General features: G+C 64.3%; 19 protein-coding genes. 3 read left to right on the top strand and 16 right to left on the bottom strand.

Translation table 11 applies throughout. The features are described from left to right. Positions 1–7: 7 nt before the first annotated feature. Positions 8–151 (bottom strand): hypothetical protein, encoded by a 144-nt coding sequence (locus tag ACHWVH_RS08845; protein ID WP_394687006.1) that lies wholly within the window; start codon positions 149–151, stop codon positions 8–10. 61 nt (positions 152–212) lie between these two features. Between ACHWVH_RS08845 and ACHWVH_RS08840 the strand changes: the two genes are divergently transcribed. After that, a complete protein-coding gene (locus ACHWVH_RS08840; protein WP_394687005.1) occupies positions 213–1,280 on the top strand; it encodes a LacI family DNA-binding transcriptional regulator in 1,068 nt (355 codons plus the stop codon). A gap of 61 nt (positions 1,281–1,341) precedes the next feature. Here the strand turns inward: ACHWVH_RS08840 and ACHWVH_RS08835 are convergent, their stop codons facing one another. Genes ACHWVH_RS08835 through ACHWVH_RS08825 form a run of 3 tightly spaced genes read right to left on the bottom strand, consistent with a single transcriptional unit; the run spans position 1,342 to position 6,706 of the window. After that, positions 1,342–3,015, bottom strand: a complete 1,674-nt coding sequence (locus ACHWVH_RS08835) for an alpha-amylase family glycosyl hydrolase (protein ID WP_394687172.1) — start codon at positions 3,013–3,015, stop codon at positions 1,342–1,344. An 8-nt stretch (positions 3,016–3,023) separates the two neighbouring features. Continuing rightward, positions 3,024–4,499 carry an MFS transporter gene (locus ACHWVH_RS08830; RefSeq protein ID WP_394687171.1) on the bottom strand — a complete coding sequence of 492 codons (1,476 nt, stop codon included), beginning with the start codon at positions 4,497–4,499 and terminating at the stop codon, positions 3,024–3,026. Positions 4,500–4,504: 5 nt separating this feature from the next. Then, complete coding sequence (locus ACHWVH_RS08825; RefSeq protein WP_394687004.1) at positions 4,505–6,706, bottom strand: Six-hairpin glycosidase-like protein; 2,202 nt, start codon at positions 6,704–6,706, stop codon at positions 4,505–4,507. A gap of 239 nt (positions 6,707–6,945) precedes the next feature. Here ACHWVH_RS08825 and ACHWVH_RS08820 point away from each other — a divergent pair, with 239 nt between their 5' ends. Next, positions 6,946–9,039 carry a glycoside hydrolase family 97 protein gene (locus ACHWVH_RS08820; RefSeq protein WP_394687003.1) on the top strand — a complete coding sequence of 698 codons (2,094 nt, stop codon included), beginning with the start codon at positions 6,946–6,948 and terminating at the stop codon, positions 9,037–9,039. Between the two features lie 490 nt (positions 9,040–9,529). Beyond that, entirely contained in the window at positions 9,530–12,280 is a 2,751-nt protein-coding gene (locus tag ACHWVH_RS08815; RefSeq protein WP_017911225.1) for a TonB-dependent receptor, read from the top strand. 994 nt (positions 12,281–13,274) lie between these two features. Here ACHWVH_RS08815 and ACHWVH_RS08810 read toward each other — a convergent pair. The 12 genes from ACHWVH_RS08810 to ACHWVH_RS08755 all read right to left on the bottom strand — a co-directional run bounded on the left by ACHWVH_RS08810 (position 13,275) and on the right by ACHWVH_RS08755 (position 26,036). Beyond that, entirely contained in the window at positions 13,275–14,885 is a 1,611-nt protein-coding gene (locus ACHWVH_RS08810) for an alpha-amylase family glycosyl hydrolase (protein ID WP_295847026.1), read from the bottom strand. 185 nt (positions 14,886–15,070) lie between these two features. Then, positions 15,071–15,505, bottom strand: a complete 435-nt coding sequence (locus ACHWVH_RS08805; protein WP_081613217.1) for a DUF4189 domain-containing protein — start codon at positions 15,503–15,505, stop codon at positions 15,071–15,073. 64 nt (positions 15,506–15,569) lie between these two features. Continuing rightward, positions 15,570–16,661, bottom strand: coding sequence for a type IV secretion system protein (locus ACHWVH_RS08800; RefSeq protein WP_267102493.1), 1,092 nt, complete (start codon positions 16,659–16,661; stop codon positions 15,570–15,572). Between the two features lie 79 nt (positions 16,662–16,740). Then, the gene (locus tag ACHWVH_RS08795) at positions 16,741–17,526 is read right to left on the bottom strand and encodes a hypothetical protein (RefSeq protein ID WP_394687170.1); all 786 of its coding nucleotides are present in this window, start codon (positions 17,524–17,526) and stop codon (positions 16,741–16,743) included. 64 nt (positions 17,527–17,590) lie between these two features. Then, positions 17,591–20,062 (bottom strand): VirB4 family type IV secretion/conjugal transfer ATPase, encoded by a 2,472-nt coding sequence (locus ACHWVH_RS08790; protein ID WP_295927618.1) that lies wholly within the window; start codon positions 20,060–20,062, stop codon positions 17,591–17,593. Positions 20,063–20,234: 172 nt separating this feature from the next. After that, entirely contained in the window at positions 20,235–20,546 is a 312-nt protein-coding gene (locus ACHWVH_RS08785; protein WP_295927621.1) for a type IV secretion system protein VirB3, read from the bottom strand. Further along, the gene (locus tag ACHWVH_RS08780) at positions 20,539–20,934 is read right to left on the bottom strand and encodes a TrbC/VirB2 family protein (RefSeq protein ID WP_295927623.1); all 396 of its coding nucleotides are present in this window, start codon (positions 20,932–20,934) and stop codon (positions 20,539–20,541) included. The genes ACHWVH_RS08785 and ACHWVH_RS08780 overlap by 8 nt, the downstream gene beginning before the upstream one ends. Positions 20,935–21,007: 73 nt before the next feature. Beyond that, positions 21,008–21,895: a lytic transglycosylase domain-containing protein gene (locus ACHWVH_RS08775; RefSeq protein ID WP_394687002.1), complete on the bottom strand. Its 888-nt coding sequence runs from the start codon at positions 21,893–21,895 to the stop codon at positions 21,008–21,010. Between the two features lie 134 nt (positions 21,896–22,029). Then, positions 22,030–23,073: a P-type DNA transfer ATPase VirB11 gene (virB11, locus tag ACHWVH_RS08770; RefSeq protein ID WP_017911233.1), complete on the bottom strand. Its 1,044-nt coding sequence runs from the start codon at positions 23,071–23,073 to the stop codon at positions 22,030–22,032. A gap of 19 nt (positions 23,074–23,092) precedes the next feature. Then, positions 23,093–24,271, bottom strand: coding sequence for a TrbI/VirB10 family protein (locus tag ACHWVH_RS08765; protein ID WP_295927626.1), 1,179 nt, complete (start codon positions 24,269–24,271; stop codon positions 23,093–23,095). Next, positions 24,268–25,029, bottom strand: a complete 762-nt coding sequence (locus ACHWVH_RS08760) for a TrbG/VirB9 family P-type conjugative transfer protein (protein WP_295927628.1) — start codon at positions 25,027–25,029, stop codon at positions 24,268–24,270. The genes ACHWVH_RS08765 and ACHWVH_RS08760 overlap by 4 nt, the downstream gene beginning before the upstream one ends. After that, entirely contained in the window at positions 25,026–26,036 is a 1,011-nt protein-coding gene (locus ACHWVH_RS08755; RefSeq protein ID WP_295927631.1) for a VirB8/TrbF family protein, read from the bottom strand. The genes ACHWVH_RS08760 and ACHWVH_RS08755 overlap by 4 nt, the downstream gene beginning before the upstream one ends. Positions 26,037–26,041: the final 5 nt, after the last annotated feature.

Raw genomic sequence — 26,041 nt, 5'->3', positions numbered from 1 at the left:
CGGGAACTCACGCGAGGGCGGTGGTAGTGCTCATGTCGCACGCTCGGCCGGCGTCGCCGCGGGCCACCCATGTCCGGATCAGGTCGAAGAGCAGGATGGTAAACCAGCTTTTACCAAAATGGTAATCGCGGTCTTTTACCAAAACGGTCATTCCTGGTATGCCGCCGAGGCCTTCGCTGCGCCGCAGCAAGAGCTACAGCAGCCGCCATGGCATGCTTCGCCGACGTTTTCTCCGCACCGGATGCGCCGTCATCAAAGGCAAGGCCACCTCACTGGACATCGCCTATCTCGCGGGCGTGTCGCAACCCACGGTCTCGCGCGCGCTGCGCGGCAGCCCGGCGGTCAACGAGCAGACCCGGCGCAAGATCCTGGCGATCGCGCGCGAGCTGAACTACAAAGTCGACAAGCACGCCTCCAGCCTGCGCCTGCGCAATGCCGGCACCCTGGCGTTGCTGTTCTTCGAAGACCCGACCACCGACGACTCGCTGATCAACCCGTTCTTCCACTCGATGCTGGGGTCGATCACCCGCGCCTGCGCCCGCCATGGCTACGACCTACTGGTGTCGTTCCAGCAGTTGTCGGACAACTGGCGCGCCGACTACGGCGACAGCCAGAAGGCCGACGGCCTGATCCTGCTCGGCTATGGCGACTACCTGCAGGCACAGCAGCGGCTGCAGCACCTGGTCGACCAGGGCACGCATTTCGTGCGCTGGGGCGCGGTGCTGCCCGGGCAGCCGGGGGTGTCGATCGGCAGCGACAACTTCCAGGGCGGGCACGACATCACCGCGCACCTGCTGGCGCAGGGCCGCCGCCGCATCGCCTTCCTCGGCGACGCCTCCAACCATTACCCCGAATTCCTGGAACGCTACCGCGGCCACCTGCAGGCGCTGCGCGCGGCCGACGCCGACGCCACGCCGGCGCTGCAGGTCGATGCGATCACCACCGAGCAGTCAGGCTACGAAGCGGCGCTGGCCCTGCTCGGCCGCGGCGAACGCTTCGATGCGCTGTTCGCCGCCAGCGACCTGATCGCCATCGGCGCGTTGAAGGCACTGCGCGAGCATGGCCTGCGCGTGCCCGAGGACGTGGCCCTGGCCGGCTTCGACGATATCCCGGTGGCCGCCAGCGTCGATCCGGCGCTGTCGACGGTGCAGCAGGACACCAAGCTGGCCGGTGCGGTGCTGGTGGACACCCTGCTGGCGCAGATCGCCGGGCAGCCGGTGAGCAGCCGCACCCTGCCGGTGACGCTGGCGCTGCGCGGCTCGTCGCTGCTGCGCAACTGAGCCCGCTCGGGCGTTGACGCGCCGACGGCCGGCGCGCTGACGCCGACCGGCAGCGCCGCGTTCACGGCGTCGGCGCGACCCCGTCCTTGGCCGCCATCAGCCAACGCAGCCGCGCGCGCAGGTCCGGGCGCACGATCGGCGCATCGGACAGGAAAACGCGCACACCATGCGCCGGCACCTCGACGCGCAATGCATCGGTCACCTGGGTGGCACTACCGTCGAAGCCATCGTGCCAGGTGCCGGGCTGCAGGTAGCGACGCACCTCCAGCGTGCGCGGCGCGTCGCCCTTGTTCAGCAGCACCAGCGCGGTCTGGGTGCTGCCCGCATGCTGGAACACCCGGTAGAACACCGCCTCATCACCGGACAGCTGCAGATTGAGCTGCAGGCCGCGTTGCAGCGCCGGGCTGCGCTGGCGCAGCGTGGCGATGCGCCGCAGCGGCGCGAAGATCGGGCTGCTCGGCGCCGCGTTCACCCGCTCCTGGCCGAAGTAGTTGCGATTGCCGGCATGCTCGGCGCGCCCGCGCATGAAGCCGGTCTCCGAGCCGTAGTAGATCACCGGGATGCCGCGCGCGGTGAACAGCCAGTTGTGCGCGTCGATGAAGCCGGCGTCGCTGGCGTCCAGCCGCGCCATGTCGTGGTTGTCGTAGAAGGTCATCAGCTCGTACGAATTGGCGTACGGGCCGCGTTCCAGGTACAGCGCCGGCTGCAGCGTCTCGTAGCCGCGCTGGGCGTGGCCGAAGGTCGCTGCCAGTGCCTGCTTGAGCGGGAAATCCAGCACGCTGACGCCCGCGTTGCTGGCCCAGGTGTGGCCGGCGATCTTGTGCGCGTTGTAGTCGAAGTCCTCGCCGAACATGAACATGCCCGGGCGCTGCGCGCGGATGCGGCGCACGAACTCGTGCCAGAAGCTGTCCGGCATCCAGCCGATGGTGTCGATGCGGAACGCATCGGCGCCCTGCCCCAGCCACTGCGAGTAGGCGCCGACCAGGTACTCCATCACCGCCGGGTTGCGCTCGTTGAAGTCGGACAACTGCGCCAGGTTGCCGCCGGTGTTGTAGAACGCGTGCAGCGGGTTGTGCGCCGGGTCCAGCCTGGACGGCGGCAGGTTCTGGTGGTCGGCGATGAGCGTGCCGTCGCGGTCGAACACCTGGCCGAACATGGGTTGCCGCTTGGGCATGGTCCAGGCCGGCGAGCCGTGGTTGCCGACGATGTCCAGCACCACCTTCAGCTGCTGCGCGTGCATCGCCTGGGTGAAGCCGGCGAAATCCAGACCCGGGCTCGGCAGATGTTCGTCGAGCTTGTAGAAGTTCACGCCCCAGTAGCCGTGGTAGCCGGTCTTGCCACGATCGCTCAGCGAGCTGCCCCAGGTGATCGGCTTGCCGCCGGTGAAGGCCTCGTCCGGGTTGTCGACGATCGGGGTGATCCACACCGCGCCGAAGCCCAGGTCGCGGATGTAGCCGGCGTTGTCGACCACGCCCTTGAAGTCGCCGCCGAGGTAGCCGATGTTGTCGCTCTCGCCCGGCGGCGCCGGGATCGGGATGTCGAAGGTGCGGTGCGCGCCGCCCTGGTCGCGGTGATCGTTGCCCGGATCGCCGTTGACGAAGCGATCGGTGACCACGAAGTACACCGCCTCGCTGGCGAACGGCTCCAGCGTGCCGTAGAACTCCTCCTGCGCAGGCGCTTGGGCCTGCGCCGACCCAGCGCAGGCACCCAGCAGGGCCAGCGCCAACAGCGACATCCGATCGATCATGCATTCGCTCCCGAATCCGACGGCACCCACAGCACGCACAGCGCCGCCACCAGCAGGCTGGCGCCGCCAATCGCCAGCGCGTACAGCGGCCGGCCGCCGAGCCAGTGCGTGAGCACGAAGCCCAGCACGCTGACCGCGACCAACTGCGGGATCACGATGAAGAAATTGAAGATGCCCATGTACACGCCCATCTTCGCCGCCGGCACGCTGTCCGACAGCAAGGCATAGGGCAGCGACAGGATCGAGGCCCAGGCGAAGCCCACCCCGACCATCGACAGCAGCAGCCACTGCGGATCGCGGATCCACAGGAACGACAGCAGGCCGGCCGCCCCCAGGCACAGGTTGAGCAGATGGCTCATGCGCAGCCCGCAGGCGCGCACCAGCAGCGGAATGGCGATCGCGGCCAATGCGGCAAAGCCGTTGTAGGCGGCGAACAGCACGCCGACCCAGTTGGCGCCCTCGTTGTAGGCGGCCGAGGTGACGTCCTGGGTGCCGTAGTGGGTCTGGGTAACCGCGGCGGTGGTGTTGATCCACATCGCGAACAACGCGAACCAGGAGAAGAACTGCACCCCGGCCAAGCGCCGCATCGCCCGCGGCATGGTCTGCAGATCGCAGACGATCGCCGCCAGCATGTGTCCGCGGCGCAGCCGCGGCGCCACGCCCTGCAGCACGCCGTAAGCGATGCACAGACCGGCCAGCACGTACAGCATGCGGTCGCCGCGGCACCAGGCGATGGCCGCCGCGCCGGCAATGCCCACCGCGCACCACAGCGCAGCGGCGCCATCGACACGGCGCGGTTGCGCCGCCGCGGCGGCCGCCGTGGCGACGTCGCTGGCGTGCAGGTCTTCGGGCGGATACTCGCGGGTGCGCAGCACGGTCCAACCGATGGACAGGAACAGCACCGCGCCGCCGACATAGAACGCGTAGCGCACCGTCGCCGGCACCTCGCCGGGGGCGGCGGTATTGCTGACGCCCCAGTGCGCCAGCAGCCACGGCAGCATGCTCGCCACCACTGCGCCGACGCCGATGAAGAAGCTCTGCATCGCATAACCGGTGGCGCGCTGGCGCGTCGGCAACTGGTCGCCGACGAAGGCGCGGAACGGCTCCATCGAGATGTTGATCGAGGCGTCCAGCACCCACAGCGTGCCGGCCGCCACCCACAGCGTCGGCGAGTTCGGCATCACCAGCAGGGCCAACGTGGTGAACAGCGCGCCGACCATGAAGTACGGGCGACGCCGGCCGAAACGGTTCCAGGTGCGGTCGGACAGGTAACCGACGATCGGCTGCACGATCAGGCCGGTCAGCGGCGCGGCGATCCACAGCCCCGGCACCTGGTCCATGTCGGCGCCGAGGGTCTGGAAGATGCGACTGGCATTGGCGTTCTGCAGCGCGAAGCCGAACTGGATGCCCAGGAAGCCGAAGCACATGTTCCAGATCTGCCAGAACGACAGCGCCGGCTTGGCGCGTGGCATGGCGCTCATGGACGCTCCTCGATCGGGCCGGCCGGCGCGATCAGCAGCGCGGCGACATCGGCGGCATTGACCACGCCATCGGCGCCGCCCTGGCCACCGGTGTAGCGCGCGAAGTGCTGCAATGCGCTCATGTTTGCCGCCGGCAGCAGCCGCACGACGCAACGTTGCCCGGCCTGCAGCTCGAATAGCGCCGTCGTGGAGGTCTGCTCGCCGACGCTGTGCGGCATCACCAGCGGTTGCGACTGTGCTGGCGCGTCGCCGCACTGCACCTGCAGGCGTCTGACCGCGGCGGTGACGCCGGTGTTGATCGGACCATGCGCGTTGACGTAACGCAGGCTCAGCCGGTAGGCGCCATCGTGCGGCGCGGTCCACGTCCAACCGTCGGCGCCCTCCACGCGAGCGACGTTGCCGACGCAGACAGTGGGGCTGTGCAACGACTCCCAACGCGCACCCTTCCGGGTGAGACTCAGGCATTGGACGCGCTCGGCCAGCGGCAGCAACGCGCCGTCGGCGCTGCCCGTGCGTGCCTGCCCATCGACGTACAACACCGTGTCCGCAGCCGCCTGCACGCGCCAGCCCCCGGTCTCGCGCCGCACCTGCGGTGCCGGCGGTGCCAGCGGCGCGAAGGCGTCTGCGGCGGTGAGCATTTGCATTGGCGCAGCGCCGCTGTGGCGGGCGACAAGGTCGACGGTGGTCACGCCGTCCTGGGTACGGGTCTTGCCGGCGACCAGCAGGTCGCCTTGCAGTTGCGCCGGCCGTCGCAGCACGATGCGTCGGTCCTGCAACTGCAACGCAATCTCCTGGCGCTCGCCGAACAGCATGGGCACCAGGCTGGTCGGCAACTTGGGCAGCACGCGGCCATCGTCCTCCACGCCGAACACGCCCTCCATCACCATCGCCAGGTAGCCGGCCACCGACCACAGCTGCCGCGGCGAATTGACCACCGGCCCGCTGAGCGGGCCGTCGTCGACATGTGCGTCCTGGCTCAGGAACTCGTAATTCTCCATGTTCGATCCGGCCAGCGCGGCGCCGCGCAGCAATGAGCGCACTTCCAGGTCGATGCGCGCGCTGTCGTCGGTCTGCCGCGCCGCGCGCAGCGCATAGGCGCTGACGAACGGCCAGATGGCCCGGTTGTGGTAGATGGGCACGTCGCGCTGCTGCGGCCACACCACCGGACTGCCCGCCTCCACCGCGGGATAGCGGGCCAGCGCCTGGCGCGCGCGCGCGGCCGGCAGTACGTCGGCCAGCACCGCCAGCGACAGGCCCAGCAGATCGTAGCTTTCGTAGCGCACCGGGTGTTCGGCGGTGCCGATGTAGCCGACGTAGGTACCGCGGTCCTCGCGCCAGAAACGCTGCGCGATCGCCTGGCGCAGCGCGTCGGCCCAGCCGGCGTAGCGCGCGGCCGCCTGTGCATCACCCTGCTCCCGGGCCAGACGCTCGCCCAGGCGCAGCGCCTGGTAATGCAGCACGTTGGTGGACAGCGCGAAGGAACTGGCGATGAAGCCGACATCCTCGCGCGTCCAGGCCGGATAGCTCTGCTCGCGCCAGTCCAGGAACGAGGTCTCGCCGCGGTACAGGCCGATGCGCGGGTCGAACGCGAACGCGCGATCCTGCGCCAGCGTGGCAGTGAGTGCGGCACGGGTGTCGGCGGCGAAGGCCGGATCGTCCAGCAGGTGGCGCGCAGCCAGGAACCACACCACCCGGTCGCTGCTCACCGGCCAACTGCCGCCGGAGCCGGTGTCCTGCGCCACGAACAGCCCCGGCAGCGCGTCGGTGCCGCGCATCGGCGACAGCTTGAAGCGCAGCGAGCGCCGCGTGCGCTCCGGATCCAGCCGCGCCAGGGCCAGGTCGGCGGCATAGCTGACGTCGCGGGTCCACACGTAGGGCCAGCGCTCGCCGGTCTGGTAGCAATCGCATGGCAACGGCTTGCCGTGATCGAACGCCGGGTCGCGGATCGCCTGCACCTGGTCGTCGTGCAGTTCCTGTTGCGCCAGCGCGAACAGCGCATCGAACAACGGGCTATCGGTCTCGCTGCGCAACGGCTGCGCCGGCACCGTGCGTGTGCCTTGGGCCGCATGCAGCACGAAACCGCCGTCGGCGGTGGCCTCGGCCTGCGCGGTCTGGCCACGCCACTGCAATGACGCCTGTCCAGCAGACGCCGACGCCGCAGCACCCAAGGTGGCGGCCAAGCAAATCATCTTCAGCATCGAAGCGGCAGACCGGCTCGCACCGATCGACCTCCCTCCCTCTTTGCCTGCATGGTGGAAGCGCAGGCCGGCACGCCGGCGCTGCGGTCGCCGCCTCCGCATCGCGGGGCGCTGCGGACATGGTAGACGGGCGACACCGCGGCGCGTGCAGTTGCATACGTATTCATCGCATGCGCCATGGCGGCCGCGGACCGCCTCGCTATAGTCGATGCGCTGCCACGGTCGCCCTGGGAGGGGATATGCCGCTGTTTGAGGTCCTGTCGCGCCTGCGTGTGCCGTCGTTGCTGGCGAGCGCATTGTGGTGCGTTGCGCCATGCCTGCACGCCGCGCCGCAGACGGTGGCCAGCGTGGACTCGCCGGGCAGGATCCTGCGCGTCTCCCTGCAGTTGGACGACGGCCTTCCCAGCTATCGCGTGCAGCGGCTGGGCGAGGCGGTGATCGGCGAATCGCGGCTGGGCTTTCAGTTGCGCGACGGCGCGCTGGATCGCGACCTGGCGGTGCTGGGCCAGCACAGCCGCAGCGTCGACGAGACCTGGGAACAGCCGTGGGGCGAGCGCCGCTACGTGCGCAACCACTACAACGAACTGCGCGTGGACCTGGGCGAGCGTGGCGGCCGCCAGCGCCGCTTCGCGGTGGTGTTCCGGGTCTACGACGACGGGCTCGGCTTCCGCTACAGCTTTCCGCAGCAGCCTGGCATGCAGGAGGCCGTCATCGACGAAGAGCTCACCGAGTTCGATATCGTCCCCGACGCCACAGCTTGGTGGATTCCCGCCGGCGCACCCATCCACTACGAATACCTGTACCGACGCACGCCGCTGCGCGAGGTGCCGCTGGCGCACACGCCGTTCACCCTGCGCAGCCAGGACGGCCTGCACCTGGCCATCCACGAGGCCGCCCTGGTCGACTACGCCGGCATGTGGCTGCGCCGCGGCGAAGGCCAGCGCCTGCATGCGCAACTGTCGCCTTCGGCGGAAGGCTGGAAGGTGCGCCGGTCCCTGCCCTTCGACACACCGTGGCGGACGCTGCAGATCAGCGACACCGCCGGTGGCCTGGTCGATTCCAACCTGATCCTCAACCTCAACGAACCCAATGCCCTGGGCGACGTGAGCTGGGTGCACCCGGCCAAGTACATCGGCGTGTGGTGGTCGATGCACCTGAACCAGGAAACCTGGGCGCGCGGCCCCAGGCATGCCGCCACCACCGCCAATACCCGCCGCTACATCGACTTCGCCGCGGCTCACGGTTTTCGCGGCGTTCTGGTGGAAGGCTGGAATCCCGGCTGGGACGGCAACTGGGTCGGCAACGGCGACGGCTTCGACTTCACCCGCGCCACCGCCGACTTCGACATCGATGCGCTCAGCGCCTACGCGGCGAAGAAGGGCGTGCACCTGATCGGCCACCACGAGACCGGCTGTGCGGTGGAGCACTACGAAGACCAGCTCGATGCGGCGCTGGATCTGTATGCCCGACTGGGCGTGGACACCTTCAAGACCGGCTACGTCTGCGACGACGGCCAGGTGGACCGGCGCAATCCCGACGGCGGCCCGCTGTGGCGCGAATGGCACGACGGCCAGTTCATGGCCCGCCACCATCTCAAGGTGGTGGAGGAAGCCGCCAAGCGCCACCTGTCGGTCAACGCCCATGAGCCGATCAAGGACACCGGCCTGCGTCGCACCTACCCGAACTGGCTCTCGCGCGAAGGCGCACGCGGCATGGAGTACAACGCCTGGGGCGAGCCACCGAACCCGCCGGAGCACGAAGTGAACCTGGTGTTCACGCGGATGCTGGCCGGGCCGATGGACTACACCCCCGGCATCCTCAGTCTGACGGGCCGCGGCGGACGCGCGATTCCGAGTACGCTGGCGCGGCAACTGGCGCTGTACGTGACCCTGTACAGCCCGATCCAGATGGCGGCCGACCTGCCCGAGCACTACCTGCAGCACCGCGACGCCTTCCGCTTCATCGAGGACGTGGCGGTGGACTGGGACGACAGCCGCGTGCTCGACGGCGAGATCGGCGATTACGTGACCATCGTGCGCAAGGACCGCCACAGCCGCGACTGGTTCCTCGGCAGCATCACCGACGAGCACGGCCGCGTGCTGCCGATCGCGCTCGGCTTCCTCGAACCGGGCGTGCGCTATCGCGCCGAGATCTACCGCGACGGCGACGCCGCCGATTACCAGCACAATCCGTTCGACTTCGTGCGCGAGCAGCGCGTGGTCACCAGCCGCGATCAGTTGCAGGTGAAGCTGGCACCCGGCGGCGGGCAGGCGATCCGTTTCGTCCCGCTGGACCCGGCGCCGGCCTCCGCTGGCACGGCGGCATCGCGCTGACGCACCACCATGCGGCACGCGGCACCGCCGGCAGCACAGCGGCGGTGGGATGCACTCGCCATGCCGGATCACGGCGCTCGCCTCTGCGGCGCCGCGCCATCGTGCACGGCAGGTCAGCGGCGCGGCGTGGCGCGTCCGCCTAACCATGTCGCGCCATCTGCCAGCTCGCCCGTAGTCCGCATGCCAGCGTACTCCCTGGCATCACTCTCAGTGCAGCACCCGAATGTTCATGCCAGGCGACGTCAGCTGCATGAAGCACACGCATGCTCGCCGCGGCACCGGCGTAGCGGCGCGCGCACGACATTGCGATCCTGAAAGCGCTTCCAATGCGATGCAGGCCAGTGAATACGTATGCAGCGGACGTTCGCGACGAAGCCGCGTGTCTACCATACAGCGCAATCGCGACACCGCCCTGCGGCTGCGCGACACGCACATCCGGCCGCCTCGCCGGTTCAGACATTCGCAAGACAACATTGCCTGGGAGGGGAAAATGTTGAACCACAAGCGCAACGCGCTGACGCTGGCGCTGGCCGTCGCGATGACGCCGATGCTGGCTGCGGCACAGTCCGATACCACCGCCACCACGTCCAAGGATCCGGTCACCGAACTGGACAAGGTCCAGGTGACCGGCATCCGCCGCGGCATCGAGAACGCCATCGCGATCAAACAGGACTCGACGTCCATCGTCGAAGCGATCTCGGCCGAGGACATCGGCAAGCTGCCGGACGTGAGCATCGCCGAATCGCTCGGGCGCCTGCCCGGCCTGGCCGCGCAGCGCGTCGCCGGCCGCGCCCAGGTGATCAGCGTGCGCGGCCTGTCGCCCGACTTCGCCACTACCCTGCTCAACGGCCGCGAAGTGGTCAGCACCGGCGACAACCGCAGCGTCGAGTTCGACCAGTATCCCTCGGAACTGGTCAACGGCGTGACCGTGTACAAGACGCCCGACGCCGGCCTGGTCGGCCAGGGCCTGTCCGGCACCATCGACATGCAGACCGTGCGTCCGCTGAGCTTTCCGGACCGGGTGATCGCCGTCAGCGGCCGCCTGCAGAAGAGCTCGCTCGGCAAGGCCGCCAACGTCGACGCCTTCGGCAACCGCTTCAGCGCCAGCTACATCGACCAGTTCCTGGACAACACCCTGGGCTTCTCGATCGGCTATGCCCACAGCGACATGCCCATCCAGGAAAACCAGGTCGGCCTATACGAGCCGTGGACCACGCAGAACACCGACAGCGGCAGCCGCCCCGGCGTGGCGCCTGGCACCTACTTCTCCGACGGCATCAAGGCGCTGCGCCGCACCGGCAACAACAAGCGCGACGGCGTGATGGCGACCGTGCAGTTCCGTCCGTCCAGCAGTTGGACCAGCACCTTCGACGCATTCCATACCGAAGCCGAGCAGATCGACACCGCCAACCAGTTCGAGGTCAATCTCAGCAACTACAACGGCGGCTACACGCCCGGCCTGCTGATCACCAATCCGCAGGTCGACGCCAGCGGCAGCTTCACCGGCGGCACCGCCAGCGGCGTGTATCCGCTGGTGCGCGGCATGTACAACAAGCGCAAGGACAAGATCGACGCGTTCGGCTGGAACAACGAGTTCAACCTCGGCAGCGTGCGCCTGATGGCCGATCTGAACTACTCCAAGGCCACCCGCAAGGAGCTGAACCTGGAGAACAACCTGCAGCTGGTGCCGATGCCGCAGCTGGACACGGTCGGTCTCGTGGTCAAGCCGAATGGCTTCTCGCAGATCACCCCCGGCCGCGACTACTCCGACCCGAACAACCTGTTCCTGACCAACACCATCTACGGCTCCGGCTACGGCAAGGTGCCGGAGGTCGAGGACCGGCTGAAGGGCGGCCGCCTGGCGGCGACCCTGCCGGCGCCGCAGGCGCTGACCTGGTTCTCGGACATCGACGTGGGCGTGAACTACGCCGACCGCCGCAAGCAGAAGACCCAGGCCGAAGGCAACATCCTGCTCGGCGCGCAAGGCGACACCAGCATCGCCAGCGATCTGCAGTACGACCCGGTCAACCTCGGCTTCGCCGGCATCGGCACCATCCCGGCCTGGAACGTGCCGGCGGCGGTCTCGCGCTACATGACCTTCAATCCGGTCACCAACCTGGACTACCTGATTCCGAAGTCGTGGACCGTGCAGGAGAAGATCACCACGGCCTGGCTCCGCGCCAACATCAACACCGACATCGGCGAGGTCGGCGTGCGCGGCAACATCGGCGTGCAATTGCAGCACGCCGACCAGAGCTCGCAGTCCAGCTACTTCGACCAGTCGCGTCCGGCCGGCCAGAACGTGCTGCCGATCGACGCTGGCAAGACCTACAACGACTGGCTGCCGAGCCTCAACCTGGCCTTCCTGTTCCCGCACCAGCAGACCCTGCGCTTCGCCGCGGCCAAGCAGGTGGCGCGGCCGCGCGTGGACCAGATGCGCGCCGGCCTGGATTTCGGCGTGGACACCTCCACCGGCAAGCCCGGCGGCAGCGGCGGCAATCCCCTGCTCGACCCGTGGCGCGCCAACGCGCTGGACCTGTCGTACGAGAAGTACTTCGGCGAGAAGGCCTACGTGGCCGCCGCGGTGTTCTACAAGGACCTGAAGAGCTACATCTACACGCAGTCGCGCGACGATTACGACTTCTCCGCCCTGCTCGCCAGCTACGTTCGGCCGCCCAACATGACCGTGCCGGTGCAGACCACCGGCACCTTCTCCTCGCCGCAGAACGGCAAGGGCGGCACCCTGCGCGGGCTCGAGCTGACCGCCTCGCTTCCGCTGGACATGTTCACCGACAGCCTGCGCGGCTTCGGCATCCAGGCCAGTGCCACGTTCAACGACAGCGACATCAAGATCGTCGATCCCGAAAGCGCCTCCAGCGTGGGCTCGGCGCCGATCGACCTGCCCGGCCTGTCCAAGCGCGTGTACAACTTCACCGCCTACTACGAGCGCAACGGCTTCGAAGCACGCGTCAGCCAGCGGCGGCGTTCGGACTTCATCGGCGAGATCGGCAACTTCAACGGCAACCGCACGCTGCGCTACGTGGTCGGCGAGAACGTCACCGACGCGCAGGTCAGCTATACCTTCGCCGACGGCAGCAGCCTGGCCGGGCTGAGCCTGCTGCTGCAGGCGAGCAACCTGACCAACTCGCCCTACCGCACCTACGCCGGCACCAAGGATCGCCCGCTGGAGTACGTCGAATGGGGACGCACCTACATGCTGGGCGTGAACTACAAGTTCTGAGTCCCGCGTAGAGGCTGCAGACGACGCCCGCCGGCGCACCCGGCGGGCGTTTTCGTTGGGGCGGTTGCCGTGGACGGTTGCGTCAAATGCCGGGGTGACCAGAGAGAAAACGATGAGATCAGGATCGAGCAGCGTTGGCGATCTGGTTTGCCGATCGGGATCAAGACGAGCGGCCTGGAGGGCGCACACCAGCCCTTTCGCCTGCAAGAAGATCTACAGAAAGCGATCGCGCGCGAACTGATGGAGATCTCGCCGCGTCCGCGAATTTCCGGACAAAAAGGCCGCGAGCGCGCGGAATGGCCGCGTCGCCGAAAAAAATCTGCACTTCAGGAGTGCATGGCCCAAGCCCTCTGCGTGCCAGAAAGCGCCATGCCCGGACATTCAACGCTGAACTGCGAACTGGCCGGCCTGACCGCACAACGGAGGATGCATCCGCACCGACGCGATGCTGCGGCAGCTGATCGACGCCAGCACCGCCATCGCCAACGATGGGACTCAGCCAGGAGGCCGCGAGATCGAGACCAGGTGGCGTTGCTGGAAAAGCGGCGTTGCAGATCACAAAGGCTGGCGTGCAGACATGGTGACATTGCCGCGATGGACACCAGCGCAGCGATGACGGCGGATTCGTGGCCGCGTCGCCTAGCCGACAGCAAGAGCGACAGCGACGCAGCAGTCTGTTGTGTGGGCCAGCAAGGCAAGTCTCCGAGCTGGCCTTGGTTCCAGGACGGCGTGATTGTCGGCGACGACACGTGCCCTGATTACCGGGCACGCCAAACCGCGAAGACGGCGTGGCCTGGTCACCGCAACATGCTTACTACGGACACTGAACTTCCAGAGCGATCCTTGTCGTCCAACAAGCGCCCACGCCCGTGGTATGCATGAGACCTATCCGACGCAGTGCACGCCGGACTGTCTTTCCAAAACAACAGCTCGGCAGTCCCGTAGCCACACAGCAGGATGCGACGCTGCCGTCGCAGGAATCATTTGGTCCCGCTCATGCGCCCTGCAGGCACACCATCGCATAGCCGGGCAAACGCAAGCGCTCTTCGACCGCACCCGCGACCACGCCCGGCACCTGCAGCGCCTGCCAGCTGCCCTCAGGCAGCGCCACGTCGGCGGCCTCGGCGGACAGATTGAACGCCAGCAGCAAGCGCTGCGCGGCGTGGCGACGCTGGAACATCAGCACGGGCTCGGCCGTCTCGTGGAAGACGATGTCGCCCTCACGCAAGGCCGGATGGCGCTTGCGCCAGGCCAGGAACTGGCGAATCGCATGCAGGACCGACTGCGGGTCGGCCTCCTGCGTCGCCACCGATTGTGCGCGATGCGCTGCCGCGATCGGCAACCAAGGCGTCCCCGCGCTGAAACCGGCCTGCTCGCTTGCATCCCACGGCAACGGCGTCCGGCATCCATCGCGGCCCTTGAAGTTCGGCCAGAACGCGATGCCATAGGGATCCTGCAGCGCCTCGAACGGCACCTCTGCCTCGCCCAGGCCCAGTTCTTCGCCCTGGTAGACGCAGACCGAGCCGCGCAGCGAACACAGCATCGCGATCAGCAGCCGCGCGAAGGCCGGCGTCTCGGCACCCTGCCCCCAACGCGTCACCGCGCGTTGCACGTCATGATTGGAAATCGCCCAGCACGGCCAGCCTTCGGTCATCGCCGCTTCCAGACGCGAGACCGTCTCGCGGATGTAGGCCGCGTTGAAATCGTCGGTCAGCAGTTCGAAGCTGTAGCCCATGTGCAGGTGCCCGGCGCGGGTGTATTCGGCCGTGGTCGCCAGCGAATCCTCCGACGAGATCTCGCCCAGGCTAACCGTCCCAGGATAGCGGTCGAGCAGGCTGCGCAACTTCTGCAGGAACGGCAGGTTCTCCGCCTGCGTGTTGTTGTAGTAGTGGTACTGGAAGGCGTACGGATTGTCCGGGCTGAAGCCGCGGCCGACGCGCTTTTCCGGCGGTTTGGGCGGGTTGTCGCGCAGTTGCGGATCGTGGAAGCAGAAATTGATCGCGTCCAGGCGAAAGCCGTCGACACCGCGCGCCAGCCAGAACTCCACGTTGTCCAAGGTCGCCTGCTGCACCTGCGGATTGTGGAAGTTCAGATCCGGCTGCGAGGCAAGGAAATTGTGCAGATAGTACTGCCCGCGGCGCGGCTCCCACTGCCACGCCACGCCACCGAAGATCGACAGCCAGTTGTTGGGCGGCGCCCCGTCCTCACGCGCATCGGCCCACACGTACCAATCCGCCTTCGGGTTGTCGCGGCTCTGCCGGCTTTCCTTGAACCAGTCGTGCTCCACCGAGGTGTGACTGAGCACCTGGTCGATCATCACCTTCAGGCCCAGCGCATGCGCCTTGGCCAGCAGGGCATCGAAGTCGGCCATGGTACCGAACAGCGGATCGACCTCACGATAGTCGGCGATGTCGTAGCCGAAATCGGCCATCGGCGACTTGAAGAACGGCGAGATCCAGATCGCATCCACGCCCAACGCCGCGATGTAGTCCAGCTTGCGCACGATGCCCGGCAAATCACCGATACCGTCGCCATTGGCGTCGAGGAAGCTACGCGGATAGATCTGATAGATGACGGCACCGCGCCACCATGGAGCCTGAGACATGCAACGCCCCCCTTCGGGCAGAAATCGCGCGTGCGACGGGCACGCGAAACGCTGCGCTAGAGTAGCGTTGATGCAGGAATTTCAGCGGCCCCTGCATACGTATTCACACATGGCGAAAGTGCTCACATGAAAAAACGCGTCCACCAAGAGCAGGACTCGTTAAATCCGCCACCGCAAAAAGCAAATCAATATTCCCTGAAGTAGGGCTTAGAGCAATCCGTCCCTATGACTGTGCACTCAGAACCTGAAGCCTCTTTGCAGCGACGCAGCGCTTCTTTCTTCGCGGCGCTCACGGTCGCGCCACTCACTATCTTTCCCACCCCAGTTCCATCAGGACCTTGGACAACGGCAACACACTGGTTTTTGTAAGTAAAAACAACCTTGCAATCCGAATTTCCGAGGCCAGCACACCTTTCCAGCGCACCGGCCTCAGCATCCGATTCCGAAAACCTTCCAGTGCTGCTTCCGACATCTCCGCTGGACGCGCGTGCGATAGCCCCCCACGTCTTGATCCACTCTCCCGTCAACCGCGCAGACCCATCCTCGCCTCCGGGGCTCGGGCCACATTGAGGACTGCCAGGAGCCACTCCCGACGGGCAGGCAGTTTGCGCCAAGGCCATCGGACTGAGCAGTAAGCAAGAAGCAAAGACTATCGCCTTCAAAACATCACCTCCAAACATATTATCAAACGACGTCCTGCGGCCTGTACCTACCGGCACCTGTTTGACCAGAAGCGTCAGAAGAAAACTGAACCTGCCTTGTGGAGTGATTAGGAGTGACGGACTGAGACGAATTGAAATCTCCTCCTCGAAACGCCGATTCGCCACCAGGTGACTGCGGCGCACGAGGCCTACCAGACGCAGGATCCCGTCCGACCTGACCAAAGCCAGAGTAAGGAGAGAATTGGCCGAGCGTGCCCTGGAAAAATGCAGCCGCCATAGGTGGCGCAGTAATGATTAGGGTACTCAATACCAAACCGATACCACCCTGCTGCAATGACATGCTGCCGACGCCCTCAGTTGCACCACCCGACACAGCCCACTTCGCTAAGAACGCGGCACCTACCACAGCGACGACTTTCGTCGCCAAGCCAACCGTGAAGCTAAGCACACCCAAGGAGAACACCGTGCCGATCCCATAAGTCAACCACTTTTGGAACAATGACTTTGTGGCATCAAATAGCAGGCAAAGAATGAACAATGGCCCAAAGCCGATGAACAGTGCCATTGCCAACTTGTTTAGCAACAGCAACGAGCCACCCACGATTCCAGGACCAGCCATTCCGATCCCACTGAACAGCCTCGCGCGATCCTTCTCCTTCTCGATATCCGGACTACCAGCACTGTCGATCTGATCGATACTTGTCATGGCGATCTGCATCATCGCCAGATTGTCGTCGATTGCCTCATAGGGACTCTGTGAGCTCCCGGTCACCGTGTAAACGATCGCGCTGCTCAGCCCATCGGTCAGCCTCCAATACAGTCCTTTCATTCCTTCAGGCCGAGCCGCAGCCACCATGCTCATGGCCACACCGATGATCAGCGCCGACCGCAACGACTTGACGACCAACTCCATGGCCGACTCGCGCGATTGACCAGTCGCAACTTGGTAGCCCTTGAACAGAATCCAAAGCGTCAACGCGCTCAGCGCGGTCACTGCAACCCAATCGGACATGCGAATGAGCAATGACCACTGGAAGTAGTCGATTTCATCTCGCAGAAAATTGTTGATGGCTTTGAAGAACTCGTAATTAGCGTAATTCTGCAAGAAATTCATGACCGCTCCATAATGCCATGCTCATCACTGAGCCAAACCGCCATCAAGCCACTTTTAACCAAGCAGCACCTAACACAGACTAATTCTCAATACTCAAAGACTTATAGTCACCATCAGGCTTTTTCGACTTAGCCAACTCCAGTGCCCCTTTCATCACTGCTCCAGCGGCGATCGTCTGGGCCAGGTCGCTAAGGCCGGCAAACGCATCGAACAAGCTGCCACCTCCACCAGTATTGGTGGCGGAAGGCGCTTTCTTGCCGCGCATAGCAGCCCAACCACCAGCTGACTGCACTTGGGTCAGGTAGGACAAGCGCTTCTCGTAGGCAAACATCGCTGCTTCCATCTGCTGGCGATCGATATCCATCAGCGCCCGCAACGCGATCAGCTTGTTCGTGTTGTCTTCCAGCAAGCCGATCTGGTTCGTGCTGATTTTCGCACGCTGCTGTTCCAGATCGCGCAGGCGCTGCAACCGCTTTTCGGTGATGTCGTACATCGCCACCATGTAATTGAACTGCGAGTTGCGCGTACGCTGGATCAATTCGCAGGTCTGCTGCTGTTCAGTTGACACAGGAGTGCCAGCAGTCTTGCTAGCACAATCGGACACACCGAAGTTGTCGTCGACCTTGACCAGCTTTTCCTTCGGCTTGTCGACCTCATCGCCACTGGACTTCTGTTTCTCGGCCTTGCCGACCTCGTTGTCCCCGCGGATCTTGTCCAGCTTCTGATCCAGCGTCTTTGTATTGGCTTTGTTCTCGTCAATTTGCGTCTTGTCGATCACTTTCCACTGCGCAAAAGCAGTCGCGGGCAACAGCATGAGCAGCGCAATTGCAGCAACGACACCAGTACGGCTAAAGACTTTCGTCATCTTGTCCATAAACACCTCAACACAGATCTTGTAGAAGATTGCCACGCGTGACTGGGCGAAGCGATCAGCTGACCGCCGCCGCCCCCCGATTATCCGAAGACACCGACCTCGCAGGACCCGATTTTCCGGAGCCCTTGCGACGTGCGTAGAACTCGTTCAACCACTGCTCGGGCGTCAGATCGTCCGGCGCGACGCCGTGCTCCTTGGCCTTGCGCTCCAGCACATGGTGCATGATTTCGATATTGTCGGTCGACGCCGAGATGACAGACAGCGCATCGTCCATGCCGCGCAGATTGAGCTGGCACACCGACGATCCATGGCCCTGCTTGACCAGGAAGCAGCGCGAGCGCTCGTCCAGGCTGACCACGACCTGGTACTCGGCCTCGGTGAGCTTGAGGCCGTCCATGTAGTCTTCCTTGCTGGCATTGGGATTGGGCAGCAGGATCATCGTCGCGGTCTGTTCGACCAGCGCCGCCGAAATGTCGCTAGCGAGCGCATCCTCCGGGCTCTGGGTGGCGAAGATACCCAGGCCGTTCTGTTTACGGATGGTCTTCTGCTTGTTCTTGGCGAATTCCTTCAGGCCGCCCTTGCCGTCGAGGATCTTCCAGAACTCGTCCATTACATAGATGAGCGGCCGGCCGTCGATCAGTGCTTCCAGCCGATGCAGCAGATAGTTGATGACCGGAACCCGCACTTCCGGATTGTCGATGACGTCGGTGTAGTCGAAGCCGATGATGCTCGCCTTCTCCAGATCGATCGTATCGACCGGATTGTCGAACACCCAGCCGTGCGAGTTGCCGGCGGTCCACTTGCGCATACGCGCGTACAGGCCGTCGTCGCCCATGTTGGGCAGGCTCTTGCGGAAGTTGGTCATGCTACGCAGATGCATGGGCGTGTCGAGCATGCCCTCCACGCCGCGGAAGATGTCCTCCTCCTCGCGCGAGGTGTACTCGATCTTGCCGGCCAGGACCTTGATCAGGTCGGCCAGGAACTGCACGTTTGCTTCGGTGCGCTCGCACTGGAACGGGTTGAAGCCGGTGGGCTTGCCGTTCTCCAGCGCCAGGTAATTGCCGCCGCAGGCGCGCACGAAGATCTCGGCGCCGCGATCCTTGTCGAAGAAGAATATGGTCGGAATCGGATCGAACTTCTGCACCTGGCTGAGCAGGAAGTTGATCAACGCGGTCTTACCGGTACCCGACTTGCCGATCACCATGGTATTGGCGATCGCCTTCTCGCCGAGCGAGTTTTCCGCCGGATGCGTCGCGTGGAAATTGAAGTAGTACGGCTGGCCGTTGGTGGTCTGCAAGGTGGTGACGCACTCGCCCCACGGATTGTTCTCGCGCTTGCCCTGGGCGAAATTGTGCAGCGGCGACAGACCGAGGAAGTTCAGTGAGCTGACATTGGCGATACGCGTGCGGTAGCGCCAGTTGCCAGGCAACTGCGCGTAAAAGGAGGACGCGACCGCCAGATCCTCCTTGGTCGAGACGAAACCGGCATTGGACAGTTCCGCGCGGGTGGTCGCCACCTGCTGCGAAAGCTTCTCCTGCGTATCGGCGTAGATGGCAATGGTGAAGTGATACTCGCCCAGGACGAAGTTGCCAGACGACAACTGATCCATCGCCAGGTCTAGCTCGTGGATCTGGCTGACCGCCTTGTCGCCGGAGGACACCATCATGCCCTTGGTGCGATCGAGCACCTTCAACGCATCGTGCCGTCCCATCGGGCTGAAGGAGTGGGTCACCACATACTCGAAGTCGAGATACTTCAGGCCATTGAGGATGCCCGGATAGGTTCCGTCGGTGTATTCCTTGATGTTCAGAATGGCACCGAAATGATTGACACCCTCCGGGGTCTTGATCACGAAGTCGCCGGTCTTGTTGGCGAACATGTGCTTGCTGACCGGCAGATAGGCGGGCACCGGCGCCTGCAGCACCGGTACCGGCTCGTCGATGCGATTGATCAGATAACCGAAGAACTCCAGCGTCTCGGAGAACACCACGCCATTGGTGGCCTCGTACATGCTAAGCCGGTACGGCGAATAATCCTTAAGCACGGCTTCGACGTTGCCTGCCAGTTCGAGAACCTTGGCGATCGCCTGGTCCTGCTCGGACTGCAACTGCGGAATGCTCGACGACTTGTCCATGAGACGCTTACCTGTCACCACCGGGCGATAGATCATGGTCATGTACAACTCGTTCTGCATGATCTTCTGCGACGACAAGGCGCCGTAATACTGGTCCGACAAATCCTGGTTGAAGGCCTGCTGGAACTTGCCCTCGTTCTTGATGCGACGACGGCGGCGCACATCGTGCACCCAGAACGCCACATTGGCGAAATCCGGGGCACGCAGCGTCTGCAGCATGCGATTGAAGGTGTTGTGCCGGTGTTCGATCTCCCACTCTTCGCGGCCCACGAACGGAAGCCCGCCCAGGTGCCAGACCAGCATGAAATCTCCTCCCGTCGTCTTCAGCACGGACGGCGCCACATGCGTGGAGATGGAGATGAACTCGCTGATGGAAGTATCCGGGATGAACATAATGAAGTGACTCAGAATCCGTTTCGTCTTGCCAAGGCCCGGTGCGCATGCACCGGGAACCGCCGATCTCGCTCACACCAGCATTGCCGGCGAGTCGACACGAAAAACCGAACAACCCCATGCACGACACAGGCGTCGTGCATGGGGTCGAGACCCGATGCCGGCTTCCAAGCTAGCGCTTGGCGCCCGGCACCTCTTTCCTGTACTCATTCGGCGAGAACACCCACATGCCGGAATAGCGCTGCAGGTTGCGCACGCGCATCCGCATCATCCAGCGCAACCCGAGCATGCGGAAGATCATCTCGTCCCGCTTGGTCATCTGCTGCATGATGAAGACGATGACCGGAATGAGCAGCAGCAGCCACATATTGAAATAGATACCCATCAGGAAGCCGCCACCCGCGCCGATGAAGAACGGGATGTACGGCACCCCGAAAAACATCGCCGGCCGGGTGCAGCCCCGGAAAAGTACGTTCTTATGCATAGTGCAGAACGTGCTGGATCATATCGATCGCCGCAGTGGCCGTGCACTGCTTCTGGCCAGTGTCGCCGATCAGCATCTTGGCCAACTGGCCGGCCGCGCCGATCAGTACGCCGCCGCCGAGCACACCCGCCACGTCCATGATGCGCTTGTGCGCGAACGCGATCTGGTAACCGGCGAAGACGACGGCGATCGTCACCACCACGATGGATGCCATGTTCAGGATGTTGTTGGTCTTGCCGAGGAAGTTGCAGACCTTGGTATCGGCACCGGCATAGTCCTGCGCCATCGCGAAGCTGGACGCGAGCAGGGCCACGGTGAACACCGCCGCCTGCAACGCCGCCGTGCCGATGACCTTGGCGTTCGACTTCATCTGATTGTTCTTGAACATCGTGAGTATCTCCTTGACTGGAAAACAGGGGGTGATCAAAAAGCCATTTGCATGGCCGCGCTACTGCATCTGGCTAGAATACGAAGGCCCCGTCGCCAGGCGTCGGCGGCGGCGTACTTGCGCCAGGAACGGTCGCTCCCGCCACGGCCTGAGGCGCGTGTGCGGAAACGTGCGGAGCTGGGGACGCTCCGCCACCTGCAGGAACCGCCACTCCTTTGCCGGCGCCTGTAGGTCGTATTACGTAGAGATCGGAATCTGCAGCGGACAGTTGCGCCGCCGGTGCGGCCGCAACTGTCCCAGCGGTCTGCTGCGTTGGCGCCGCGACGGCAGCCTGAGGGCGCAGAGATGGCTGACCTTGCACGGCCAGGCCGCTGGCAAGCTGGTTCGCCGCCGAGTCGATGCGCCGCGACACGATCGAATCGACTTCGCGCACCGCCGCGGCCTTCACCGAGTCGTTGACCGCACGACGCACGCTTCCGGCCGGGATCACCGGGATCGCACCAGCGGTGGACGCGGCGAGCGCCCTGCCCTGGTTGATCGACGCGTAGACCTTCTGCACGTAACCGTGGCGGTACCCGGTCTCGAAGTTTCCGGAGTAGTAACAGCTGAACGACTTGCCCCAGTTACCGCCGGAGCGGCTATAGCACTCGGCCAGGATCTTCGAGGCGGCCTGCAGATTGGGACAGGTCTTGAATGCTTTTTCGTAGGTATCCAGGCCGTACTTGATCAGGTTGTAGCGGTTGACCTGCCCGAGGCCGAGGGAAAAATTGTAGCCCTTCTCTTCCAGCATCCGCGCCGTGGCCACCGCTTCGGACAGGTTCTGCGGCTGACGCACCAGGCGACCGCCGACCACGCCGATCGCGAACGGGTTGTGCGACGACTCGACGCGCACAACGTGCTGCATGACTTCAGCCGGAACCGCCATTTCGGGACAGCTGAGTAGTTCCATGCCTGGCAACATGCCGTGGTTACTCCCTATGCATCGACGTCGTGGCAAATCGCCCAGAACGCCGCAGATGTCGCAAATCAATCGTGTTGGAAGAAAAATTCAAAGTCAATCGGCGCTGTTTCGCCCTATCACCTTAATGAACATATTCATCCCCCACCCGACTGCATGCGTTCCGGATCGAAATCGATACCGGTGATATAGCGCCGGCCCGCGTGCGATTTGATGTGGACAACGATGTCGATGGTCATCATCAACAACCGCTTGATGACGGCGAACTCCAGGCCCGACCCTTCGGCCGACGCCTTGACCATGAGCGCCAACTGATCCCAGGTCTGCCCGATGCTGCCAGCATGGCAGCTGGTGATGGAACCGGGATGACCGGAGGCGCAGTTGCGGATGAAGTAGAACGACTCGTCGCCGCGCAGCTCCGCAAGGATGATGCGGTCCGGCTTCATGCGCAGGCACGCTTCCATGCAGCTCTTCGCGGTGACGTTGCTCGAGCTTTGTCCGCCTTTCGAGTAGAGCAAATGCACGGAATTGGGCTGGCTGATGAAGAGCTCGCGCGCGTCCTCAATCGTCACCAGCCGCTCTTCGTGCGGAATGTGATTCACCAGCGACTTCATGAAGGTGGTCTTGCCGCTACCGGTGGCCCCGGCAACCACCACATTCTTCTTGAACAGCACCGCCTTCTTGAAGAACTCGGCGTAATCGCGCTGCCGCCGGAGCTCGAGAAGCTCACGATCCTGCTCGCTCAGACCCGACTGCACCTCCAGGATCTCCTGGAAGAAGCCGTCTTCCTTGTACTGCTCCAGGGTCTTGGTGTGCTTTGACGGCAGGCGGATGGTGATCGACACCTTGCCGGCGTCGCAGGCCGGCGGGATCACGAACTGCGCGCGCTGCCCGGTGGGAAAGGTCAACGACACCACCGGATCGGCATCGGTGATGCGCTGGCCGGTATTGCTCTCGTTGACCACCGCTGTGCAGAACTGCCGCGCGCGGTCGAAGGTCAGCGAAGGGATATCCATTCGCTGCCAGCCACGCAGGGTCTCCAGGTACAGCTCGCCGGGACGGTTGATGCAGATTTCCGTCACGTCCGGCGAGTTGAGGTAATCCAGGATGCCCAGCACCGAATACTGGTAATCCAGGAAATCCGTGGAGATCTGCGCGGTCGGAGAGTCGTCGAACGTCACGTCGCTGTCTCGATCTCGGTCAACGCGGCAGCACGGCCGTGAAGTCAACGTCCTTGGCGACGTAGACGTTCACGATGGTGCCCTGGTTGATGGTCACGGTGGCGGGACGGCGGCGATCCAGGGCCTGGTCGGCCAGACGCTGGATGGACTGCGCCGTGTTGCTCTCGTACGGCTGCTCGGTAACCACGCCGGAATTGATGCCGGTGGTCGTGGTCTTCGGCCCGTTCTCGGCCGCCGCCCACTTGAAGGCGTCGCTGAGCAAGCTGATCATCAGCGCGGACGAGATGCGGCTCGCCCAATGCGCACTGTACTGGCCCGGGTGGCCGGCGCTGCCGAGGTTATCGACGCCGGGTCCGACCAAGGTCACATCGATGCCGGTAGGGGTGGTGATGCGATCCCAGACGACCTGCATGCGCGGGCCGGTCGGTTCCCCGGGACCGTACTGGCCGAGGATCTTCGATCCCTTCGGCAGCAACAGGCGGCGGCCGTTGATGGAGTACACCGGCTCGGTGATGATGCAGGAGGTGAAGCCGGGGAAATCGGTGATGATCCGCGTTTCCAGCACGCAGCGGATGTAAGTGCCACGCACCAGCAGACCGTCCGGGTTGGCGATCGGCTTGGCAGAGGTCTCCTGCTCCTGCTGCATCGGCGCGCCACCCTGCTCCTGTCCCGGCATCATGCCACCCAGGCCCTGGCCACCGGCGTCCTGTTGCAGGCCGGCCATGCGCCGCTCCAGCAAGGACGGCCCACGCTCCTGTCGCGGAGCCGACTGCATCTGCGTGTCGGTATCGGTGGGCATCGGCGGCAACGGCGGCAGGCTCGGTTGCTCGGCAAGTGGCACCGGCTCGGCCGGCTGCACCGGTGGCGGCGCCGCGGTCTGCGGCAACGCAGGCGCCACCACCGCTTCCTGGCGCGGCTTCGGTGCCGGCTCAGGCGTGCTGCTGCCGCTCACCAGCCAGAAGATCGCCAGGATCAACAGCGCGGCGATGCCGCCCAGGAACACCAGCGCCTTGCGATTGAGCTTCTTCAGATCGCTGGAGCGGAGCACGGGCTCGTTGGCGTCCAGATCCGGGTCAGCGGTCTGCTGCTGGCGAGCGAAATAGGGATTCTCGCGCGGCGCATCGTCCGCATGCGGGGAACGCGGCTGACCGTGGTCGTTGCCGTAGTTTTCGTCAGACGGGGGTAGATTCGAGTTCACTTTTGCTTGTTCCTACGCAAGCCGACAACATTCTTGCCGTGGCGGATGACCAGGAAGGGATAGGTCCCATGGACAATCAGGGTGTTGCCCTCGACTGTCGTATTGACCAGGAAATCCTCATCGTTCTCCTTCTCGCGACCGAACACGGCCGGGAAGTTGCCAGTGGGGAAACGCGTCAGATCCATTTTGATGTAGGTGAACTTGCCATCGTCGTAGACGCTGCTCGGCACGATCCACATTTGCTTGGAACGCGTGGAATAGTCGTAGTCGAAGTAGTAATGACGATCCTTGGTCAAGCGCGTGTCGAGCTGCGACTCGTCCTTCACCTCGTCGCTGGCTGCGGCAAAGCTGGTGTCCTTCGGATAGGTGAAGGTCACCTTGTATTGCACGCCGGCCTGCTTGGCCTGCTCCAGCCGCTGCCAATCCGTCGCTACCACCTTCAATTCCAGGATGTAGGAATGGGTGGCGGTGCGGATCATCATGTTGGTATCGACGTCGACGTTCTTCGGCTTCAGGTAGAAGACGTTCTCGCGACGGCTGAGTTCCCAGCCACTGGTGAAACCGGTGCTGTAATCGAGGATCTTCTCGTTCGGGCTCAGTTCGATTTGCGTGGTGATGCCCAGGCCGGTACGCACCTGATAGATCTTGTCAGGCTCGTACTCGTACTGCTGGACCACCTGGGCCGATGCAATCGGCGCGAACAGGCCCAGAGCCAGCAACGCAAGATGCGCCGAACCGGTTTTCGTCAGGAAACTCATCGAACGCTCGCTCCATTACCGTTGTGCTGAGGTGCAACGTTGGGTGCAGGGGGTGCCGCAGCCGGCTGCGCCCCTGGATAGACAGGCGCACTCGCCGGATTGGCCATCGGCGCCGGCTGCGTGGCCGGCACCGTACCGTTCGCGCCAGGTGCCATCGGCTGACCTGGCATCCGCTGCATCGGCACTTCGCCCGCCGCTCCCGGCATCTGCGCGGCCGCAGGCTGCTGAACCGCGCCGGTCTCAGGAGCCTGCACGGCCGACGACGGTGGCACCGGCATGGCCGAGTAGTCGTTGTCGACCCGGTAATCGGTCACCTGGAACCCCAACGGATTCTGCACCCGCAGTTCGTCGTCCATGGCCAGATTGCTGTTGTACTTGAAGCCGATAATGGCGAACTTGTTGTCGAGGAACGTGGATTGCCCCGTCCTCTTGTCATAAATGCTGCGCTGGAAGCGCACGTTCGCGCCTGTATACGGTTTATTGCCCCCGCCGAGCAGGTTCATGCTCAGAATCTTGACCCGAATCGACCGCGCCTTGCCATAGGTGTAATACGGGGCCGAGGGATTGCTGGGTGCGTGCAGATTGAAGTACTCGGCACCCACCGCGGTGTCCCGCGGCGCCATCGAGAACACCGTATTCCAGTCGTTGAGCCCCATCATCTCCGAATCGTAGGACTCACGTGCGGTGATGAAGCGCGCCACGTTGCTCTTGGCCAGCGCTTCGCTGTTGGTGACACTCTGTACATCGCCGCTGTTGCGCAATACCGTCACCGAGGAATTGCCGGTATACGCATCGGCCATCACCAGATACGGCACCTTCTCCTTCAACGGCAGCATGTAGTAGTACCCGCCGCCGAGGAGCAGGCACATGATGATGGCCCCGAACGCGACCCACCACGCACGGCGCTCGCTGCGGCGAGCCAGATCAGCAATGCTGATTTCGTAGTTGACCGCCTTCGCTACCGCTTTGTTGACGTTTTCGCTTTCGACCGGCTTTTTACCGAACATCAGAC

It is taken from the genome of uncultured Xanthomonas sp. (genome assembly GCF_964278005.1).
In the GTDB taxonomy this organism is placed as follows: Bacteria; Pseudomonadota; Gammaproteobacteria; order Xanthomonadales; family Xanthomonadaceae; genus Xanthomonas_A; species Xanthomonas_A sontii.
Note: the sequence above shows the minus strand (reverse complement) of the source record. Positions and strands in the feature narration are given on the sequence as shown.

Excerpts from the sequence above, each read along its gene's own strand:
- ACHWVH_RS08845 (WP_394687006.1), bottom strand. The coding sequence starts at position 151 with ATGACCGTTTTGGTAAAAGACCGCGATTACCATTTTGGTAAAAGCTGG.
- ACHWVH_RS08840 (WP_394687005.1), top strand. The coding sequence starts at position 213 with ATGCTTCGCCGACGTTTTCTCCGCACCGGATGCGCCGTCATCAAAGGC.
- ACHWVH_RS08835 (WP_394687172.1), bottom strand. The coding sequence starts at position 3,015 with ATGTCGCTGTTGGCGCTGGCCCTGCTGGGTGCCTGCGCTGGGTCGGCG.
- ACHWVH_RS08830 (WP_394687171.1), bottom strand. The coding sequence starts at position 4,499 with ATGCCACGCGCCAAGCCGGCGCTGTCGTTCTGGCAGATCTGGAACATG.
- ACHWVH_RS08825 (WP_394687004.1), bottom strand. The coding sequence starts at position 6,706 with ATGCTGAAGATGATTTGCTTGGCCGCCACCTTGGGTGCTGCGGCGTCG.
- ACHWVH_RS08820 (WP_394687003.1), top strand. The coding sequence starts at position 6,946 with ATGCCGCTGTTTGAGGTCCTGTCGCGCCTGCGTGTGCCGTCGTTGCTG.
- ACHWVH_RS08815 (WP_017911225.1), top strand. The coding sequence starts at position 9,530 with ATGTTGAACCACAAGCGCAACGCGCTGACGCTGGCGCTGGCCGTCGCG.
- ACHWVH_RS08810 (WP_295847026.1), bottom strand. The coding sequence starts at position 14,885 with ATGTCTCAGGCTCCATGGTGGCGCGGTGCCGTCATCTATCAGATCTAT.
- ACHWVH_RS08805 (WP_081613217.1), bottom strand. The coding sequence starts at position 15,505 with ATGGCCTTGGCGCAAACTGCCTGCCCGTCGGGAGTGGCTCCTGGCAGT.
- ACHWVH_RS08800 (WP_267102493.1), bottom strand. The coding sequence starts at position 16,661 with ATGAATTTCTTGCAGAATTACGCTAATTACGAGTTCTTCAAAGCCATC.
- ACHWVH_RS08795 (WP_394687170.1), bottom strand. The coding sequence starts at position 17,526 with ATGACGAAAGTCTTTAGCCGTACTGGTGTCGTTGCTGCAATTGCGCTG.
- ACHWVH_RS08790 (WP_295927618.1), bottom strand. The coding sequence starts at position 20,062 with ATGTTCATCCCGGATACTTCCATCAGCGAGTTCATCTCCATCTCCACG.
- ACHWVH_RS08785 (WP_295927621.1), bottom strand. The coding sequence starts at position 20,546 with ATGCATAAGAACGTACTTTTCCGGGGCTGCACCCGGCCGGCGATGTTT.
- ACHWVH_RS08780 (WP_295927623.1), bottom strand. The coding sequence starts at position 20,934 with ATGTTCAAGAACAATCAGATGAAGTCGAACGCCAAGGTCATCGGCACG.
- ACHWVH_RS08775 (WP_394687002.1), bottom strand. The coding sequence starts at position 21,895 with ATGTTGCCAGGCATGGAACTACTCAGCTGTCCCGAAATGGCGGTTCCG.
- ACHWVH_RS08760 (WP_295927628.1), bottom strand. The coding sequence starts at position 25,029 with ATGAGTTTCCTGACGAAAACCGGTTCGGCGCATCTTGCGTTGCTGGCT.
- ACHWVH_RS08755 (WP_295927631.1), bottom strand. The coding sequence starts at position 26,036 with ATGTTCGGTAAAAAGCCGGTCGAAAGCGAAAACGTCAACAAAGCGGTA.